Annotated in this window: 21 protein-coding genes; 12 read left to right on the top strand and 9 right to left on the bottom strand. The window is 57.5% G+C overall.

The annotated features are described in order from the left end of the window. Positions 1-81: 81 nt before the first annotated feature. A complete protein-coding gene (gene argS, locus GOV89_RS05715; RefSeq protein ID WP_171237737.1) occupies positions 82-1,827 on the bottom strand; it encodes an arginine--tRNA ligase in 1,746 nt (581 codons plus the stop codon). A gap of 53 nt (positions 1,828-1,880) precedes the next feature. Between argS and GOV89_RS05720 the strand changes: the two genes are divergently transcribed. Beyond that, positions 1,881-2,225 carry a hypothetical protein gene (locus tag GOV89_RS05720; protein ID WP_216601720.1) on the top strand — a complete coding sequence of 115 codons (345 nt, stop codon included), beginning with the start codon at positions 1,881-1,883 and terminating at the stop codon, positions 2,223-2,225. On the opposite strand, the gene GOV89_RS05725 is transcribed toward GOV89_RS05720, so the two are convergent. Next, positions 2,226-3,365, bottom strand: a complete 1,140-nt coding sequence (locus GOV89_RS05725; RefSeq protein WP_171237739.1) for a deoxyguanosinetriphosphate triphosphohydrolase — start codon at positions 3,363-3,365, stop codon at positions 2,226-2,228. It abuts the gene before it with no gap. A gap of 76 nt (positions 3,366-3,441) precedes the next feature. Between GOV89_RS05725 and GOV89_RS05730 the strand changes: the two genes are divergently transcribed. After that, a complete protein-coding gene (locus GOV89_RS05730) occupies positions 3,442-3,765 on the top strand; it encodes an iron-sulfur cluster assembly accessory protein (protein ID WP_171179775.1) in 324 nt (107 codons plus the stop codon). Positions 3,766-4,045: 280 nt separating this feature from the next. Beyond that, on the top strand, positions 4,046-4,825 hold the full coding sequence (xth, locus tag GOV89_RS05735; protein WP_171179773.1) for an exodeoxyribonuclease III: 780 nt from the start codon (positions 4,046-4,048) through the stop codon (positions 4,823-4,825). A gap of 4 nt (positions 4,826-4,829) precedes the next feature. Here the strand turns inward: xth and GOV89_RS05740 are convergent, their stop codons facing one another. Both GOV89_RS05740 and dksA read right to left on the bottom strand, forming a co-directional pair. Then, positions 4,830-5,981: an FAD-dependent monooxygenase gene (locus tag GOV89_RS05740; RefSeq protein ID WP_171237740.1), complete on the bottom strand. Its 1,152-nt coding sequence runs from the start codon at positions 5,979-5,981 to the stop codon at positions 4,830-4,832. 71 nt (positions 5,982-6,052) lie between these two features. Then, complete coding sequence (gene dksA / locus GOV89_RS05745) at positions 6,053-6,475, bottom strand: RNA polymerase-binding protein DksA (RefSeq protein WP_050602554.1); 423 nt, start codon at positions 6,473-6,475, stop codon at positions 6,053-6,055. A 382-nt stretch (positions 6,476-6,857) separates the two neighbouring features. On the opposite strand from dksA, the gene GOV89_RS05750 reads away from it, so the two are divergent. The 7 genes from GOV89_RS05750 to GOV89_RS05780 all read left to right on the top strand — a co-directional run bounded on the left by GOV89_RS05750 (position 6,858) and on the right by GOV89_RS05780 (position 12,669). After that, positions 6,858-7,703: a MoxR family ATPase gene (locus tag GOV89_RS05750; protein ID WP_171234450.1), complete on the top strand. Its 846-nt coding sequence runs from the start codon at positions 6,858-6,860 to the stop codon at positions 7,701-7,703. 102 nt (positions 7,704-7,805) lie between these two features. Continuing rightward, positions 7,806-8,255, top strand: coding sequence for an N-acetyltransferase family protein (locus GOV89_RS05755; RefSeq protein ID WP_371809962.1), 450 nt, complete (start codon positions 7,806-7,808; stop codon positions 8,253-8,255). Next, positions 8,252-9,628, top strand: a complete 1,377-nt coding sequence (locus tag GOV89_RS05760) for a DUF2927 domain-containing protein (RefSeq protein ID WP_171179768.1) — start codon at positions 8,252-8,254, stop codon at positions 9,626-9,628. Before GOV89_RS05755 ends, GOV89_RS05760 begins: the two co-directional genes overlap by 4 nt. A 7-nt stretch (positions 9,629-9,635) precedes the next feature. Then, the gene (locus GOV89_RS05765) at positions 9,636-9,806 is read left to right on the top strand and encodes a hypothetical protein (protein ID WP_171234453.1); all 171 of its coding nucleotides are present in this window, start codon (positions 9,636-9,638) and stop codon (positions 9,804-9,806) included. A 4-nt stretch (positions 9,807-9,810) separates the two neighbouring features. Further along, a complete protein-coding gene (locus tag GOV89_RS05770; RefSeq protein WP_171237741.1) occupies positions 9,811-10,995 on the top strand; it encodes a VWA domain-containing protein in 1,185 nt (394 codons plus the stop codon). A 176-nt stretch (positions 10,996-11,171) separates the two neighbouring features. Next, positions 11,172-11,885: an FkbM family methyltransferase gene (locus tag GOV89_RS05775; protein ID WP_171237742.1), complete on the top strand. Its 714-nt coding sequence runs from the start codon at positions 11,172-11,174 to the stop codon at positions 11,883-11,885. Positions 11,886-11,982: 97 nt separating this feature from the next. Further along, entirely contained in the window at positions 11,983-12,669 is a 687-nt protein-coding gene (locus GOV89_RS05780) for a M48 family metallopeptidase (protein WP_171237743.1), read from the top strand. A gap of 70 nt (positions 12,670-12,739) precedes the next feature. Here the strand turns inward: GOV89_RS05780 and GOV89_RS05785 are convergent, their stop codons facing one another. Genes GOV89_RS05785 through GOV89_RS05805 form a run of 5 tightly spaced genes read right to left on the bottom strand, consistent with a single transcriptional unit; the run spans position 12,740 to position 18,010 of the window. Further along, positions 12,740-13,282: an RSP_2648 family PIN domain-containing protein gene (locus GOV89_RS05785; RefSeq protein WP_171179758.1), complete on the bottom strand. Its 543-nt coding sequence runs from the start codon at positions 13,280-13,282 to the stop codon at positions 12,740-12,742. Beyond that, the gene (locus GOV89_RS05790; protein WP_171237744.1) at positions 13,279-14,481 is read right to left on the bottom strand and encodes an RSP_2647 family RNA methyltransferase; all 1,203 of its coding nucleotides are present in this window, start codon (positions 14,479-14,481) and stop codon (positions 13,279-13,281) included. Before GOV89_RS05790 ends, GOV89_RS05785 begins: the two co-directional genes overlap by 4 nt. Positions 14,482-14,519: 38 nt before the next feature. Continuing rightward, complete coding sequence (locus tag GOV89_RS05795; protein ID WP_171237745.1) at positions 14,520-14,792, bottom strand: hypothetical protein; 273 nt, start codon at positions 14,790-14,792, stop codon at positions 14,520-14,522. Further along, positions 14,776-17,571: a glutamine-synthetase adenylyltransferase gene (locus tag GOV89_RS05800; RefSeq protein WP_171237746.1), complete on the bottom strand. Its 2,796-nt coding sequence runs from the start codon at positions 17,569-17,571 to the stop codon at positions 14,776-14,778. The genes GOV89_RS05795 and GOV89_RS05800 overlap by 17 nt, the downstream gene beginning before the upstream one ends. 49 nt (positions 17,572-17,620) lie before the next feature. Then, positions 17,621-18,010 carry a nuclear transport factor 2 family protein gene (locus GOV89_RS05805; protein ID WP_171237747.1) on the bottom strand — a complete coding sequence of 130 codons (390 nt, stop codon included), beginning with the start codon at positions 18,008-18,010 and terminating at the stop codon, positions 17,621-17,623. A gap of 141 nt (positions 18,011-18,151) precedes the next feature. On the opposite strand from GOV89_RS05805, the gene GOV89_RS05810 reads away from it, so the two are divergent. Both GOV89_RS05810 and GOV89_RS05815 read left to right on the top strand, forming a co-directional pair. Further along, complete coding sequence (locus tag GOV89_RS05810) at positions 18,152-18,574, top strand: DUF2852 domain-containing protein (protein WP_171179748.1); 423 nt, start codon at positions 18,152-18,154, stop codon at positions 18,572-18,574. A 65-nt stretch (positions 18,575-18,639) separates the two neighbouring features. Continuing rightward, complete coding sequence (locus GOV89_RS05815) at positions 18,640-19,071, top strand: RDD family protein (RefSeq protein WP_171234463.1); 432 nt, start codon at positions 18,640-18,642, stop codon at positions 19,069-19,071. The last annotated feature ends 22 nt before the right edge of the window (positions 19,072-19,093 follow it).

Raw genomic sequence — 19,093 nt, forward strand, 5'->3', positions numbered from 1 at the left:
TCACTGCCCGTTTCGCACCTGAAAATAAGGCGCGCGGGTCATTTCTTGCCTACCTCGTACCGGCGGTTCGGGCGATATTTGTTACCGCATCTCCTGCGCCGGAGTAACGCCAAGAATACCCAAGCCCGCTGAAATCACAACAGAAACGGCACGGGCCAATGCGATTTTCGACTGGCTTGTGGCAACATCGCCATCCTGGATAAAGCGCAACTGGGTTTCGTCATTGCCCTTGTTCCACAGCGCGTGGAAATCCCCTGCAAGTTCATAGAGATAGAAAGCAACGCGGTGCGGTTCATTGGTGCGCGCGGCGATTTCCACCAGACGCGGCCATTCGGCCAGCTTTTTGGCAACGGTCAGTTCCGAGGCATGGTCGTTCTTGCTCAGATCAGCACCAGACAGGGTCGCGTCATCTGCGGCAATCCCGGCCTCAGCAGCACGGCGCAGAACGCTCATCACACGGGCATGAGCGTATTGCACATAGAACACGGGGTTCTCACGGCTTTGTTCCAACACCTTGTCGAAATCGAAATCCAAGGGCGCATCGTTCTTGCGGGTCAGCATCACGAAACGGGTCACATCAGGCCCAACCTGATCGACCACATCGCGCAAAGTGACAAAGTTCCCGGCGCGCTTGGACATCTTGAACGGCTCGCCATTCTTCCACAGCTTCACCAACTGCGTCAGCTTGATATCCAGCGGCACCTTTCCACCAGACAGAGCCGACACCGCTGCCTTCATCCGTTTGACATAGCCGCCATGATCGGCCCCGAACACATCGATCAGCGCGTCAAAGCCACGGCTGACCTTGTCATAGTGATAGGCGATGTCGGGCGCGAAATAGGTCCAGCTGCCATCCGATTTCTTGACCGGGCGGTCCACATCATCGCCGTGCTCGGTCGATTTGAACAGGGTCTGTTCACGCGGCTCCCAATCCTCGGGCTTCTTGCCCTTCGGCGGCTCAAGCACGCCCTCATAGATCAGGCCCTTGTCGGTCAGCGATTGCAGCGCCGCTTCGATCCGGCCTGTGCCATAGAGCGACTTTTCCGAGAAGAACACGTCCATCTCAACGCCCAGCGCCTTCAGGTCAGCGCGGATCAGGTCCATCATCGCATCCGTGGCGAAGTTGCGCAGATCTTCCAGCCATTCGCTTTCAGGCTTGTCGATCAGGCTGTCGCCGTATTTCTCTTTCAGCGCCTCACCGATCGGGATCAGGTAATCGCCGGGATACAGGCCTTCCGCGATCTCGGGGCTCAGGCCATTGGCTTCGCGATAGCGCTCATAAGCCGAGCGCGCCAGTACATCCACCTGCGCGCCGCCATCGTTGATGTAGTATTCGCGGGTCACATCATGGCCGGAATAGGCCAGCAAGCTTGCCAAAGCATCTCCGAACACGGCCCCCCGCGTATGCCCCACATGCAGCGGACCGGTCGGGTTGGCCGAGACATACTCGACATTGACCTTTTGTCCCTGCCCCATGGTCGAACGGCCATAGTCCGTGCCCTTCTCCAGCACCGCCGTTAGCACGCCTTGCCAGACTGCGGACGCAAGGCGCAGGTTCAGGAAGCCCGGTCCGGCAACCTCGGCGCTGGTGATCCGGTTATCCGCCGCCAGTTTGCCAGCCAGCACATCGGCAATATCGCGCGGCTTCATCTTGGCCGGTTTCGCCAGCACCATCGCCGCATTGGTCGCCATGTCGCCATGCGCTGCATCACGCGGGGGTTCGACCGCCACGTTGTCAAAGCTCAGCCCTTCCGGCAGCGCGCCTTCGGACTGCATCTGTGCCAGCGCGTCCAATACAAGGCCGCGGATCTCGGAAAACAGGTTCATTTCGGATGTCCTTTTGCTTGTCCGGCGGTTTACCACGCAGCACGGCAAGGTCAATGGACGCCTTGGAACAGTTTGAGGTCACGATCCCCGACGGCCCACGGGGTAACCAGCGGGACTATGCGTTTTCAGGGCCCCTTCTTTTCGAGGTCATGATCATGGCAGGTGCGGAAGGTAAAACAGCACTTCCCATGGCGTTAGAAGGGTATCAGGCCGAAATCGCTTGGGACAGTATTGACACCGACAAACCAACCATCACCACGCACGCTGTTGGTTCACCTATAGGGATCGGAGGGTATGGCCCCACGATGATCGTATTCCCGCCAACAGACGACGCTGATCAATCGACGAAACAAGCGGGTCAGCAAGTCTGGGGCATCGCTTACATCGCTGTGAAGTGATCAGCCTGTCAGCCGGGCGTGATCCTGCAGAGCAAACCGGTCAGTCATACCCGCAATGTAGTCCGAAACAATACGTGCCAAAGCGGTCTCATCCTTGGCAGCTTCAATGTCATTGTGCCAGCGCGCAGGCATCTGTTTCGGGTCATTCAGATAAATGGGGAACAGGTCTTCTACAATCGTTGCGACTTCGGCCCGTACCTTCATAACACTGGGCGCACGATACATCCGAGTGAACAGAAACGCCCGGATTTCACGAAGCTGCGCCCAAACCCCATTTGAAAACTGTATGACGGGATAGCCAAGATGGCGGATATCCTCGACAGACTGCGCCCCCGAATTTTCAATCAACTCACGGGAGGAGTTGATTACATCGGAAACCATAACGCCAAACACCCGCCGTAACGCTTCGTGACGCCTGCGATACAGGTCCAGCTTCGGGTACTTTGCGTCTACATCCGCGTAACAAGCCCCTACAATGGGAAGATTGCGCAGGTCATCATCTTCAAAAAGCCCTGCGCGCAACCCGTCCAGAAGATCATGATTGTTGTACGCAATATCGTCAGATAGCGCCGCTACCTGCGCCTCTGCACTGGCATGGGTGTGGAGTTCAAGGTCAAAGCCCCGATTGCATTCGGCCAACGCCCAGGGCAAATCACCCACAACCGGGCCGTTATGTTTGGCGATCCCTTCCAGACATTCCCATGTCAGGTTGCAGCCGTCGAACTCAGCGTAATGACGCTCTAACCTGGTCACAATCCGAATAGCCTGTGCATTGTGGTCAAAACCACCATAAGGCTCCATCAAGGCGTGCAAGGCGTCTTCACCAGTATGACCAAATGGCGTGTGGCCGAGGTCATGGGCCAGAGCCACAGCCTCGGTCAGTTCGGGGTTCAGATCCAACGCCCCGGCGATGGTTCGCGCCACCTGAGCCACTTCGATGGAATGGGTCAGACGGGTGCGATAGCTGTCGCCCTCATGCTCAACAAAGACTTGCGTCTTATGTTTGAGCCGCCGAAAGGCACTGGCATGAATGATCCTGTCCCGGTCGCGCTGAAAGCATGACCGGAAATTGCTCTCGTCCTCAGGCACCAGCCGCCCCCTTGCGCGCACCGGATCCGAGGCAAAACTCGCTCTGACCAAAGGTCTAGTCCTTGTCGCCTGTCCTTGGGTTCCATATATTGTAGGACGCTAAGGAAATAAACCTTTGGAGAGCGGCATGAATCTGCCCCCAACAGTCACTGAACGCGCCTTTGAGCGTCTGGCCGAGATTGGCGCCGCAGACCAGGGTCAGGCCCTGCGTGTTGCAGTGGAAGGCGGCGGTTGCTCGGGCTTTCAATACGAAATCGCGTTGGACACCCCAAGAGAGGATGACCTGATCCTTGAAGGCAAAGGCCAGAAAGTTATCGTTGATGCGATCTCGCTGCCTTTCCTTGAGAACGCAGTCATTGATTTCACACAAGAGCTGATCGGCGCGCGTTTTGTGATCGACAATCCAAACGCGACATCCTCCTGCGGATGCGGCACGTCTTTTTCGATGTGAAACCGGTGGGGGCTTTGCCCCCACACCCCCAAGGTATTTCTAGCCAGATGAAGCAGGGATCCGCTCGCTGACCAAACGATCAGAGAGCTTCACCTGGCGCGGTCATCGGCGCCTCCGCCTGTACCGCTTCAGCAGCATTGATCGAGTTGGTTAAGAATCCGTTTCTTCATCTGGCTGAAAATACCTCGGAGCGCGAGGCAGAGCCTCGCAAACCTGCCCTCCACCTTGCCGCTGGGTTCATTCTGAGCGATAGGTTGCCAATTGCTTCGGAGGATCGCGCATGAAAATCGCCACATTCAACATCAACGGCATCAAAGCGCGGGCCGAGGCCCTTCCCCGGTGGCTGGATGACGCGCAACCCGACGTCGTTCTTTTGCAGGAAATCAAATCCATCGATGAAAATTTTCCACGCGAGATGTTTGAAGAGCGTGGATACAACGTGGAAACCCATGGGCAAAAGAGCTTCAACGGCGTGGCCATCCTGTCGAAGCTGCCGTTGGAAGATGTCTCGCGCGGTCTGCCGGGGGATGACCATGATGAACAAGCACGCTGGATCGAGGCGACAGTCATCGGCAAAAAAGCTCTGCGAATCTGCGGTCTGTACCTACCAAATGGCAACCCGGTACCTGGCCCGAAATACGACTATAAGCTGGCTTGGATGGAAAGACTGTACCAGCGCGCGCGTGATCTGATGGACAGTGAAGAGCCGGCACTCATGGCGGGCGACTACAATATCATCCCGCAGGCCGAAGATGCCAAACGTCCTGAGGCATGGCGAGAGGACGCGCTGTTCCGGCCCGAAAGCCGCGCAGCATTTCGCAAAGTCATGAATCTTGGATTCACCGAGGCGTTCCGGGCCACGACCCAAGGCCCCGGACATTATTCATTCTGGGACTACCAGGCCGGTGCCTGGAACCGGAATGACGGCATTCGGATCGACCATTTCCTGTTGACCCCTCAGGCTGCCGATCTGATGCGCGATTGCCGTATCGACTTTGAAATCCGGGGACATGAAAAACCTTCAGACCACGTGCCGGTTTGGGTTGATCTAGATCTGTAAACTCTCAAACCGTCGGATCGTAGCTGTATATCCACTCGTATCGCTGCGCCAGCTTTGGACCTAGCGCCATCAAGGCGGCCTGAGCAGCCAGACGCATCGGGCCGCTCAGGTGAAAGTTACGAGCATTTGACCCTGCGGCTGCTACGACTTTGCGAGCTCGCGGTTTTCGGGCACTTTCATAAGCAGCCAAAGCCTTAACGATCCCGGACTCCAATTCGAATGCGCGGGCAAGGCACCAAGCATCCTCCAACGCCAAACAGGCCCCTTGCGCCATGAAGGGCAACGTCGGATGTGCCGCATCCCCCAGCAAGACGATGCGACCGTTTTGCCATTTCTCGGCAACCGGTCGCAGGAACAAAGCCCAAATATTGACCTGTTCGACCTGCGCCAGAATCGTGCCAACTTCCCCACCGAAATCCGCAAACCGCGCGCGCAAGTCGTCTGGATTTCCTTCCTGACGCCATCCCTCCTCGTGCCAGTCTGATCGTTCTTCGACCGCAACGATGTTCATCTGATTCTGATCGCGCAGAGGATAAGTCACCACGTGACGTCTGGGCCCCATGGTCAGCGCGGCACGCGGCGTCTGGTCAGAATGTCTCCACGGAATCGTGGCCCGCCATGCAACTTGATGGGTGAACGCGGGTGTTTCGAGGCCGTTGAGGATCGGCCGGATCACACTGCGCCCCCCATCTGCCGCAATGGCACATTCAGCCCGAAGTCTTTCGCCGCTTTCCAGAACAATCTCGGCCTCTCCGGGGTGTTTGAGCACTTCGGTGACGCGCGATTCCAGACGCAACTCCACCCCTGCACGCAGGGCGGCTTTATGCAGCAAATCAAGCAGGTCAGCGCGGTGGTAGTAATAAGTTAGTCCGGCGGCGGGACTGGGTACGCGGCTGATCACCCGCCCCTTGCGGTAATCACGCAGCACCGTACCAAACGATTTCTGGGCGAACGCGGGCTTGCCTTTTGCAACGCCAAGAGCCCTCAGCACAGCCATGCCGTTGGCGCTGATTTGCAGGCCAGCGCCAACTTCGGTCAGTTCGCTAGCCTGTTCGAGCACAGTGACCTTTGCGCCCCTGACTTGCAATGCAAGCGCGGCAGCCAGGCCGCCGATGCCCCCACCAATAACGCAGAAATTCAAACCGTGGATATTCATGTCCCCGCCATAACGCAAAAACGCCGGAGCCACAGGCCCCGGCGCTTAAGATTTTACCCAAAATCCGGCGATCAATCGTCGCGGTGGACCTTTTCGCGGCGCTCGTGGCGTTCCTGTGCCTCAAGCGTCATGGTGGCAATCGGACGCGCGTCCAGACGTTTCAGCGAAATCGGATCGCCGGTCTTTTCACAATACCCGTATTCGCCCTCTTCGATACGGCGCAGGGCCGAGTCGATCTTGGCGACCAGCTTACGCTGACGATCCCGCGTGCGCAGTTCAAGTGCACGGTCGGTTTCCTCGCTTGCGCGGTCTGCGACGTCCGGAATGTTACGGGTATTGTCCTGCAAACCTTCGATCGTGTCGCGGCTGCCTGCCAATAGTTCTGTCTTCCAATCCAGCAGCTTGCGACGAAAATACTCAAGCTGACGATCATTCATGAAAGGTTCATCTTCGGCCGGACGGTAGTCCTCCGGCAGAAAAACTTCCTGCTTCATATTTGCTCCCTCGGTATGGCCAGAAACGTCGGTCGCGGTTGTTTCACCTGACATTTGGCTCTCCCTTCTGCGCAGCGTTTAGCCGACGGGCCGTGGAATGTCACTACACAAACGTTGCATCCACAGTCGCCCGCGCGGATTTGTCTAAATATGAGACAAACATCAGGAAAACCTTGTTTTTATATGAAATTCAGCAGGCTTTTTTGAGGCAGGTCGCGTGAAGCGCCGGTGTCGGCGACGGACGAATCAATCAAAAGCGCTTGGAGACGCAGTAAAATTCCTGTTGACCGACGCAGGGACGCGGGTTGTCAAAAACCTTGCCGCTCTGTAACCCGGAAAACACAGTTTGCCCGACCATACCGCACAACCACACGAGAGGCCCATGACAGCACGTTTTCAAGGTACAGCCGAATATGTCGCCACAGACGATCTGACCATTGCCGTGAACGCCGCCGTCACACTCGAGCGCCCTCTGTTGGTCAAAGGGGAACCCGGAACCGGCAAGACCGAACTGGCCAAACAGGTCGCCGGTGCACTGGGTCTGCGGATGATCGAGTGGAACGTGAAATCAACGACACGCGCGCAACAGGGCCTTTACGAATACGACGCGGTCAGCCGCCTGCGCGACAGCCAGCTTGGCGAAGAGCGCGTGCATGACGTGTCAAACTATATCCGCAAGGGTAAGCTGTGGCAGGCGTTTGAGGCCGATGAAAAAGTTGTTCTTCTGATCGATGAGATCGACAAGGCGGACATCGAATTTCCCAACGACCTTTTACAGGAACTCGATAAGATGGAGTTCCATGTCTACGAGACCGGCGACACGATCCGGGCCAAGAACCGCCCCATCGTGATCATCACGTCGAACAACGAAAAGGAACTGCCCGACGCATTTCTGCGCCGGTGTTTCTTTCACTACATCCGCTTCCCTGATGAGACCACAATGCGCCGCATTGTCGAAGTGCACCACCCCGGTATCAAGGACGCGCTTTTGACCACCGCATTGACCCAGTTTTATGAAATCCGCGAGACACAGGGTTTGAAGAAAAAGCCTTCGACCTCCGAGGTTCTGGACTGGCTGAAGCTGCTGCTGGCCGAAGACTTGACCGCCGAGGACCTCAAGCGCGATGGGGCCAATGCCCTGCCGAAGCTGCATGGCGCATTGCTTAAAAATGAACAGGATGTGCATTTGTTCGAACGGCTGGCCTTCATGGCGCGCGGCAAACGGTAGCTTAAACCTGAACAAATTGGTGATCTTGGCTTGCGTTGCTTCACCCCGGGTGTCAGCATCGCAGGAGTGACCGGATCAACCTCACAGAATTGGACAGATCGCTTGGCGAACACACTGAAAATCCGCCCCCTTCGTGCCGAAGACAAGGATCAGTGGGCTGACATGTGGCGGGACTATCTGGCGTTTTATGAAACCGCCCTGCCCGCAGAAATCTACGAGACGACGTTTTCAAGACTGTTGGGCGGTGATCCGCAGGATTTTTCCTGTTTTGTCGCCGAGCAGGATGGCAATCTGGTCGGGCTGACGCATTACCTGTTTCACCGTCATGCCTGGAAGATCGAAAAGGTCTGCTACCTGCAAGACCTTTTTGCCCGACCCGAAGCCCGTGGCACAGGCGTGGGCCGAGCACTGATCCAGGCGGTTTACGACGAGGCCGACCGGCAAGGTGCGCCGTCGGTTTATTGGCTGACGCAGGAGTTCAACCAAACCGCGCGGCAACTTTATGACCGCATCGGAACGGTCACACCGTTCATCAAGTATTCCCGCTCATGATGCGTTGGTCCGCTCTTGTTGTGGCGTTGTTTGCGGCGGGTTGCACATCGGTTGAACCTATTCAAACAGTTCCGGTATCCGACGAGATCCGCTCGGTTGAGGCGGCACTGCCACCCACCAAATCCTTCGGCGCTCCCCGTCCCTGGCCACCCGCCCGATCCAACAAGAACATCGCCGAGGATTTTGTGTCGCTGCACTTCGCGCTGGAAAGCGGCGCTGCCCTGCCGGTGTTTACCCGGTTTGAAACACCGGTCACAGTACGGCTGACCGGGGCGCCGACCGCCAGTATGCAGCAGGATCTGACGCGCCTGCTGAACCGTTTGAAACGTGAAGCCGGGATCAATATTCGGCAGATCCAAGACGGTCAGGCCAATATCACGATCGAGGCGGTCAGTCAGGAAGACATCCTGCGGATTCTGCCCAACGCCGCGTGTTTCGTGGTACCGAATGCCTCAAGCCTGGACGAATACCGCCGTGACCGCCGCAAGGCCAAAAGCAGTTGGACCGAGCTGCGCCGACGCGAAAGGCTAGGGATATTCATTCCGTATGATGTCAGCCCTCAGGAAATACGTGATTGCCTTCATGAGGAGTTGGCGCAGGCGCTGGGTCCTCTGAATGACCTCTATCATTTGCCGGATTCGGTGTTCAACGATGACAATATTCACACCGTTCTAACCGGGTTTGACATGCTGATACTGCGCGCCACCTATGCGCCAGAGCTGCGTACAGGCATGAGCCAGGAACAGGTGAAATCCGTGATCCCCGACGTGCTGAGCCGCCTGAACCCGCGTGGCGACCGGCTGGCTGTTCAACCCGCTACCGAGACACCCCGTGAATGGGTAGACGCCATTCAAAAATCGCTGGGTCCCGGGCCGGGATCACCGCGGCAAATGCGCGCCGCCAGGAAGGCCGCCCGCATTGGTCAGCAATTGGGATGGACGGATCACCGTCGCGCTTATCCCCACTATCTGCTTGGCCGGATGGAACAGTTCCGCAACCCAAACGAAGCGCTTAGACAGTTTCAGATTGCCCAGCAATTTCTGAAGGCGACGCCTGGCACCGAGGTTCATCAAGCCTATGTGACCACTCAAACTGCCGCATTTGCGCTGGCTCAGGATCAGGGACCACGTGTTTTGCCCGAGCTTAACAATGCCATCAACGTGATGACCAGGGCCGAGAATGCCTCGATTTTGGCCACATTGCTGCTGTTGAAGTCTGAAGCCTTGAGACAGGCCGGACAGCTTCAGCAGGCCCGTTCGGTCAGGCTGGACAGCATTGGTTGGGCGCGATACGGGTTTGGTTCGCAACTGGTGGCCCAGTCTTTGGTTGAAAGCGCAGGCCAGCGGAGCTCGGGCAGCAGGACAGACGGGTGAAACACACATGGTGGTAGTTTTGGGAATGGCGATCCTAGGGGCGATCCTAGGCGCTTTGACCGCAAAAAAACGCAATGGAAACGGGGCTGACATGGCGCAGTATGCTGCTGGCTACGGGATCGCATTTGCGCTTCTTGGGCTGATAATCTCGTTGATTCTGGTGCGCATGGTGGCGTGACGCGATGTTTTTGCCCTTTTTCGAAAACCTCCGCAAAGCAGGCATCCCGGTCTCACTTCGGGAGTATCTGACCTTTCTGGAGGGTATGAAGAAGGGCTTGGCCACCTATGATGTCGAAGCGTTCTACTATCTCGCCCGCGTGTCGATGGTAAAGGATGAGCGCAACATCGACAAATTCGACCGTGCTTTTGCAGCCAGTTTCGAAGGACTGAACGAAATCAGTTTCGATCAGGTTCTGGAAGCTGTCGATATCCCCGCCGATTGGCTAGCCAAGATGGCTGAAAAGCACCTGTCGGACGAAGAAAAGGCCGAAATCGAAGCGCTTGGCGGGTTCGACAAGCTGATGGAAACCCTGCGCGAGCGTCTGAAGGAACAACAAGGCCGCCATCAGGCTGGCAATAAATGGATCGGCACGGCCGGAACCTCTCCGTTTGGTGCGTACGGATATAACCCCGAAGGCGTCCGCATTGGGCAAAAGGAAAGCCGCCATCAGCGCGCGGTCAAAGTCTGGGACAAGCGGGAATTCAAAAACTTAGACGACACAGTTGAACTGGGCACCCGCAACATCAAGGTCGCCTTGAAGCGTTTGCGCCGCTGGGCCCGTGAAGGGGCGGCTGAAGAGCTGGATCTGGACGGCACCATCCGCGCCACGGCTGAACATGGCTATCTCGACGTCAAGACCCGCCCCGAGCGTCACAACGCGGTCAAGGTGCTGTTGTTTCTGGACGTGGGCGGATCAATGGACCCGCATATTAAGGTAGTCGAGGAACTGTTTTCCGCCGCCCGTACTGAATTCAAGCATCTGGAATACTACTACTTCCACAACTGCCTTTATGAAGGTGTTTGGCGCGACAACCGCCGTCGCTGGGATCAACAGACCCCCACCCACGAAGTTCTGCGCACTTATGGTGGCGACTATAAGTGTATTTTTGTTGGCGACGCCTCGATGAGCCCGTACGAAATCGCCTATCCCGGCGGTGCCAATGAACATTGGAACCAGGAAGCCGGGCAAGTCTGGCTACAACGCGCGCGGGACCAATGGACATCCAACCTCTGGATCAATCCGGTGCCCGAGAAGTATTGGGAATACACCCATTCAATCGGCATGATCCAAGAGATCTTCGAAGATCGCATGGTGCCCATGACACTTGCCGGACTGGAACAGGGCATGCGGGAACTGACGCGGTAGGTCGTTCCCCGAAAATGAAAGAAAAAACGCGTGCCACTGATTATTGCACTGCAATAGGCTGCTGGAATTTAAGGTTTTATCACCTTGAGACACAGTCTAAGGTGCATCTGGAAAAGTGGCATTCCCGCCCGGGTTTCGGGGCACACGCTCATCCACGCAAGACTTGAGGTTCGCACATGGCAACAGAATTCGCTGAAGACGGTGGCTCGGTCTGTTATCGCGGCGTCAGAATTCACAAAAAGCCCGGTTTGTTCACCCGCAGAATTCTGAGATCCATGAGGCTGGGACGTTACGAAACAGCCGAGTTGCGCCATGCCGAACGGTGCATCGAACAAGGCGAGCGGGTTCTGGATATCGGAACCGGGGTCGGTTTTTTGTCCACAAAGATCGCCCAGATCGAGGGTGTCGACAAAGTTGTTTCGGTCGAAGCAAACCCGGCCCTGATCGACGTGATACAAGCAACCTTTGAAGAAAACGATGTGTCCGACAAAGCCGAATGTCTTCATGGCATCCTTGGGCAAACAAATGATGTCAACACTGTCGATTTCTATATCCGCAAGAATTTCTGGGCCTCATCCCTGAGTGGCGAGGAAAGAGCCTATACCGAAAAAGTCGATGTGCCGATTTTGGACTTCAATGACATTGTCGCAAAGTTTGCCCCAACACTGATCATATGTGACATTGAAGGTGGTGAGGCAGACCTGTTCCAACAGTGCGACCTGCGTTCTGTGTCCCGCCTTGTCATCGAGGTCCATCCGGGGATTTATGGCCAAAAAGGTCTGGCCCGGGTGTTTCAAGCGGTGATGGATCAAGGGTTTGTTTTGGATATCCGGGCCCCTCGCGCCGGTGATGTTCTGACGTTTATGAATATCAACCACATTTCTGAATGAAACGGCACGAGGCGCAGCTCAGCCCTGTCCTGATCCTTCTATTGACTGCAGTAAAGTTTGTATTGCCCTGACGCCGTTGCGGCCCCATATCTAAGCCATGTTGCGTTTCACCCCGATCCTGCTGGCCATTGCCTATGGTCTTGTGATGTACCGGATTTCCGTCTGGCGTACCCATCGGGAACTGGATGCGAAATCGACGGAACTGGCTGACCCTGCATTGAAACGTATGACGGACCGTCTGGCGGCCGCTTTGGGTATCGATCGGGTGCCCGTTTTTATCTACGAGATCGACCCGGTGAACGGTCTTGCAGCCCCAGACGGTCGGATTTTCATTACGCGCGGGTTTTATCGGAAGTTCCGCAATGGCGAGGTCTCGGCCGAGGAAATGGCCAGTGTTATCGCACATGAGCTGGGGCATGTCGCCTTGGGACATGCGCGGCGGCGGATGATTGATTTTTCCGGTCAGAACGCAATGCGGACGGCGTTGATATTGGTACTGAACCGGTTCATCCCGTTCATCGGCGCGATGATTGCCAATGCTTTGACCGCCCTATTGGCCTCACGTCTGTCACGTGGAGATGAATATGAAGCCGATGAATATGCGGCTGCTTTGCTGACCAAGGCCGGTATCGGAATTGGACCGCAAAAATCGCTGTTTAACAAGCTGGAGGACCTGACGCAGCAGCGCGCCGGGGTCGTTCCTGCGTGGTTGATGAGCCATCCCAAGACGGATGAGCGGATTGCAGCCCTTGAAAAACTTGAACAGCGTTGGGCGCGTGGCTGAGGGCGCGCAGCGAGAGGCCAGCCTCTCGCGCTCTCCGAGGTATTTTTAGCCAGATGAAGCAGGATCGCTTTTACGTGGTAAGGGCTTTACCCAAACGTGGAAGGCGGGCTTTTTTCATCAATGTGCGCAAGGTCCATTGATCACCTGAAAGACGGTTAGCCTCGGCAAGGACTTGAGCCGCGAGTGCGTTCATCCCGATTGCGTCTGCTTGCCAGAAACCGTGAAGCAGGCTGTCTGGGTCACGGCGCTCAAGGCCTTCTTCGGCCAGGATATTCTTGGGAAAATCCTTGGCGTTCACCGTCACGATTACATCGGCGGAAGCCGCAACTGCAGTCGCCAGCACGTGGATATCTGCGGCATCCGGCAGCCAAAGGCGGTTTTGCAACCCTTCGTTCGGCGCGCGCTCGGCATCCGGCCAATTGGCTTGTGTCAGTGAGATTTCGGCACGGGCTTGTGCCTCACCCGTTGGGCCAAGTTTGCGGGCGGCGCGGGCCCATTCCTCGAGGATGCGTGCAGACCAGATCGGAGTGAAATGACCCAGACGCGCAGCCCCCAACAGCATCTCGCGCATCACCGTGGGGTAGATCACGCAGGTGTCGAGAACGGCTTTCATAAGCGATAGAACACTGCTTTGAGGTAACCGCTTTCCGCCAGTTGCGGCAGTTGCGGGTGATCTGGACCCGCAAATCCGGTGTGTATCAATTGCGCCTGCCGTCCGGCCCGACCAATCCCGCGGGATGAGGCATCGCGGAACCGCCCCAGATCCGCAGCGTGCGAACATGAGCACAGCCCCAGATAACCGCCGGGTTTGACCAGAGGTGCGGCCAGTCGAGCGATCCGTTCATAGGCGCGAAGACCGGCATCAAGTGCTTGTTTCGACGGTGCAAAAGCGGGTGGGTCGCAGATCACGACGTCGAACTGCGCGCCTTCTTCCCCCAATTGGGTCAACACGTCGAACGCGTCGCCTTGCCGGGTTTTGAACTTGTCAGCAAGGCCTGATGCCTCAGCGCCCTTTGCCGCCAACTCCAGTGCGGCGGCAGAGCCATCAACAGACAGCGCCAACCCTGCACCGCCTGCCAGCATGGCGAGACCAAAGCCGCCCACATGGCTGAAGACGTCCAACACGTGCGCTCCCGAATGTACCAGCCGCGCGGCAAAGGCATGATTGGGACGCTGGTCATAGAACAGGCCGGTTTTCTGCCCGCCGGTCAGATCGGCCATGTAGGTCGCACCATTCATCGGCACCGGCAGCGGTGCATCGGGTGTGGTGCCGCGCAGGGTTTGGTTGACGTCGTCCAGCCCCTCCAGCCCACGTGTGCGGCCTGAGGCGTTTTTCAGCACCGTGATCACGCCAGTCACCTTGACCAAAGCATCGGTCAGCAGGTCGAGATTCGCCTCGGCCCAGGCCGCGTTCGGCTGGATGACGCAGGCGTCACCAAAGCGGTCGATGATCACGCCGGGAAAGCCATCCGCCTCGGCATGGAGCAGGCGGTAGTACGGGGCGTCAAACAGGCGTTCGCGCATCTCGAGGGCGCGCCGCAGGCGGGTTTCGAACCAAGCGGCATCAAGCTGCGCGTCAATATCACGGTCCAGCACCCGGCACATGATCTTGGACTCGGGGTTGACCGCCACCAGCGCGACGGGCGCGCGTTTTTCATCCTCAAGCACGGCCAGTGCACCGGCAGGGATTTTACGGGTACGGCGGTCGGTTACGATGTCGTTGGCATAGACCCAGGGGAAGCCATGACGCAGGCCGCGCGCATTGGCTTTGGGTTTCAGACGGATACGGGGGCGGTCGGCAGATTGGGTCATGGCGCCCTCATAGTCATGAACGCTCCGATGGAAAAGCCCTAGCGGTTACGAGACCGCCATCCGCCTCGGCGCTTGGGGGTCTTTGCCGCCTGAAGACCCTCGCTCAGGACCTGTGTCATGGGATGATCGGGGTTTTGGCCCATGTAGCCTGCGTGCAATTCCGCCAGCGCTGTATTCTGATCGCGATCGGCAGGCAGGCTGAGCGCCCAGTCCAGAAAGATGCTGCGACATTCGGGCAAGGTAATGCCCTCAATGCGGTAAGCTTCGCGGATCAGACCCTTGTGGTCGTTGGGATCAGTGCTGCGCGCCATCTTCGCCCTCGTTGATCACGCCTCCGATCAGATCGGCTGCGGTCGTGTAACTTTCCTGCAATGCTGCCTGTAGGGCCTCGACATGTTCGAACCCGGTCGCGCGGCACAAAAACGCCGCGCCGCCCTCGCCGATTTTGTCGGCCTCGATGACCTTGCCCGACAGCAGTCGGGCGGCACATTGCACGGACCAGCATAAATCATAGCAGTCTTTCAGCGATTGAGCCTGCGCGACATTCAGCAATCCGGCTGCGACGGCCCCATCCAGACCCGATGATACATCGCGCTGCGCCGAGCCTGCCAGCAAAGCGCCGGTTTCGGCCATCAGTTCGATGTCCATCAGACGCCCCGGTCCGTTCTTGGCATCCCAGATGCCCGCAGGTGCCTTGGCGGCAGCAAGGCGCGCGCGCATTTCGGCGACTTCGCGAAGCACATTACTCTGTTCCCTTGGCCGCGACAGGAATTCGGCCCGGAAGGATTCAATATCTTCGGCAAGCCCAGCGTCACCCGCGACGACATGCGCGCGGGTCAGGGCCAAATGCTCCCAAACCCAGGCTTCGTTTTGCTGATAGTTGGTAAAGCTGGCCCAGCTTGTTGCCACCGGCCCCTGGTTACCTGAAGGGCGCAACCGCATATCGACCTCATACAAGCGCCCTTGTGACATGGGTGCCGAAAGTGCAGTGATCAGCGCCTGAGTAAAGCGCGCGTAATAGGTGCGCGTGGCCAATGGGCGCGGACCGTCTGACATCTCTTCGTCCTGCGGATCATAGATCACGATCATGTCCAGATCGGACTGCGAATTAATACGCCCCGCGCCAAGCGAACCCATACCCAAAATGGCGGCTCCACGACCGGGCGCGGGACCATGTTTGCGGGCAAAGTTCTCGGTGACATAGGGAAGTACGGCTGCAATCACCGACTGAGCAAGCTCTGCATATTGCTGACCGGCCTGCGCCCCGTGAATAAGGCCGCGCAGATGATGCACCCCAATGCGAAAATGCCATTCCTTGCACCAGCGCCGCGCCAGATCGAGTTGGGTTTCATAATCCGTTTCTTCCGAAAGGGCTTGTGCCAGTTCGCCCTGCAGCGCCTCTTGCCCCGGCCAATCGGTAAAGAAACTGCCGCCGATCACCGCGTCAAACACAGACGCATTACGTGACAGGTGCGAAGCAAGCGCATGAGATGTGCCAACAATATCGACCAAAAGATCGATCAGGTGCGGGTTTGCTTCGAACAAGGAAAACAACTGCACCCCGGCGGGAAGACCGGCCAGAAACCCGTCTAAAGCCATAAGCGCCTCGTCCGGTTTGGCTGTCTTGGCGAGGCGCGAAAGCAATTCGGGCCGCAGGCGTTCGAAAATCCGCGCGCCCCGCTGGCTTCGCAGCGCCGGGTATGTCGTCCAGCGCGCCAGTATATTCTTGTCAAACTCGACGTTCTGCACCGGCGTAGAGGCCGGTGATTGACCCGGCGCAAAGAACCCCTCGGTCAGCTCATGCACTTCGGTCAGGCGGCGCATGAGGTCTTGTGTCAACTCTGCATTGCTGATCCCCATAAGACAGGCAACGCGTTCGATCCCATCGGGTGAATTTGGCACCTTGTGGGTCTGCGCGTCGTGGATCATCTGAATACGATGCTCGACCTCGCGATGCGCCCGGTAGTGATCGGTCAGTTTCTCAGCCACGTCCTCTGGCACCCAGCCTTTTGACGCCAGCGCCGACAGCCCCGGAACAGTCCCCCGCACGCGCAGGTCCGCATCACGCCCACCAGCGATCAGTTGGCGGGTTTGCGTAAAAAACTCAATCTCTCGGATGCCGCCCTGACCCAGCTTCATGTCGTGGCCGGGGATGGACAAAGACCCACCAGTTCCTTTGTTTTCGCGGATACGCAGACGCATATCATGGGCGTCCTGAATGGCCGCAAAGTCCAGATGGCGGCGCCAGACAAAGGGGCGCAGGCTGTCCAGGAACCTTTGACCCGCCCCCAAATCCCCGGAACAGGGCCGCGCCTTGATATAGGCGGCCCGTTCCCAGGTACGACCAAGGCTTTCATAATATCGTTCAGCCGCCTCCATCGCCATGCAAACCGGGGTCACGGCGGGATCTGGGCGCAGCCTCAGATCGGTCCGAAACACATACCCGTCTGCTGTCTTGTCACTGAGCGTCGCGCAGAAATTCCGCGTTGCCCGGACCATGCCCTGACGGGCCTCGTAGAAATCGTCGGGGTCAAAACGCGTCTCGTCAAACAGAACAATCAGATCAACGTCCGAGCTGTAATTCAGCTCATGCGCGCCCATCTTGCCCATCGCAAGAATGACCAGCCCAGCTGCGTTTTCGACATCATCTTCAGTCATTCCGGGCAGTTTCTTGCGCCGGATCAACGCAGCGATCTCGGCCTTGGCCGCAACATCCGCGGCCAGTGCTCCGAAATCCGTCAGGGCCGCCGTGACCTTTTCCAGCGGCCACGCACCTGCAATATCAGCCAAGGCGGTAAGCAGCGCCAAACGTCGCTTGGCCTGACGCAAGCCGGGTTTCAACTGATCGGGCGGCAGATCACGCGCTGCAGTCATAACGTTCGCTAGGGCCTGATCCGGCTGCTCCAATGCCTCAGGCAACCAGCCTTTCTCACGCTCGATCAGACCTTTCAGATAAGGGCTGGACCCGGCAGTGCCCGCCACGAGCTCACCCATTTCCTGCGGCAAATCTGGCATCAGGGCCCGCGCTTCATCCCCCAGAGACGGATCAAAAGCACGCGGAAGCCGGGTAATGGAAAGAGCGTCAGTCATGCGCGCACCCTGCGCATCGTCATGCGCCATCGTCAATGGGGTATTCTGATCAGATATCCTGAACGGGTGTATCCTGACTGAAACTGTTGACCCAAGCGTCGTTGCGCCTTTCCCAGAGCGAGGAAATCAGCATTGCGTCGCCTCCGGTTGCACTCGGTCTCTGGTAATCGGCCCGACAGGACAACAATACAATGTCAGGTGTCAGCACACGCAACCGCGCATCACTGAGATCAAACTCTGCCATCGTCGGCGCATCCGCAAACTGACCGACGTGATCGGCTCGGTTGGCAAACCCGGTTGGGTAAACTCCCAGAAAATCCGCACTCAGCAAAGCGCGGTCTGCGCTTGCATTTCCTTCAACCAGCGCGGTCCAGACCTGCTTTTCCAGGTCAAGAATGTCATTCAGCGAAGGAGCCGTTTTGTTTTCAGTCATATTCATGGCCGCACCCTGCCGTCAGAGACATTCACCATCAACTGTATAGTGGAATGTAAATCTTTTTCACATTACCCCTTGTATCACCCGAAGGCGCCCCCATCTAGACAATGTGAAAACAGTTTACATCAACCCTGGAGAGCTTTCATGACTGCACTGTCCGACCCCGCCGTCCCCGCCAATCCGGGATGGCTTTACCGAATTGAGGCGTGGCTGGATGACAAAGGCAAAGGGGCCTGGATCGCCGCCATGGTCCTTGGTTTCATCTTCTTCTGGCCTGTTGGCCTTGCCCTTCTGGCCTACATGATCTGGAGCAAACGCATGTTCAGCAAGTCCTGCAGCCGCCGCAAATCCTGGCACAGCCACATGAGCGCAATGAAGCCTTCGGGTAACAGCGCTTTTGACGCCTACAAGGCTGACACTCTGGCCCGCCTGGAGCGCGAACAGCAGGATTTTGAAGCTTTCCTGCGCCGTCTTCGCGAAGCCAAAGACAAGGCTGAATTCGACCAGTTCATGGACGAACGCGCCCGCGAAAACCACGAAGAAAACGGCACAGGCGCACCTGCCTGATAGCCCTTGCCCTGCCCCGGTTATTCGGGTCAGGGTGCACCAACCCTATCTTTCGGACGTGACGAATGAACCACCTGCCCAACCCGGATACTCAACCAGAATTCTACAGCTCGGTTGCGACCAAGCGCTTTGTCGCGTGGCTGTTCGATATCGCCTTCATCTCGCTGCTGTGCATCGTGCCCGTCTTCCTGACCTTCGGTGCGGGGCTGTTTTTCCTTCCGCTGATTTACGCTGTGATCAGCTTTGCGTATCGGGTCATCACCATCTCGAACGGCTCAGCCACGCTGGGTATGCGCTTCATGGGCATCGAACTGCGTGACGCATTCGGCGAGCGGATGGATATGGGCAAAGCCATCGCCCATACTGCCGGTTATTTCGTCAGCATGGCGTTTTTCGTGATCCAAATCATTTCGGTCATCATGATGCTGACCAGCGCCCGCGGTCAGGGCCTGACCGACAGTTTCCTGGGGACTGTGATGATCAATCAAAGGGCGTGAAAACCAGTTGCGTGAATCACTT

This window comes from Ruegeria sp. HKCCA5763, from assembly GCF_013034545.1.
GTDB lineage: Bacteria > Pseudomonadota > Alphaproteobacteria > Rhodobacterales > Rhodobacteraceae > Ruegeria.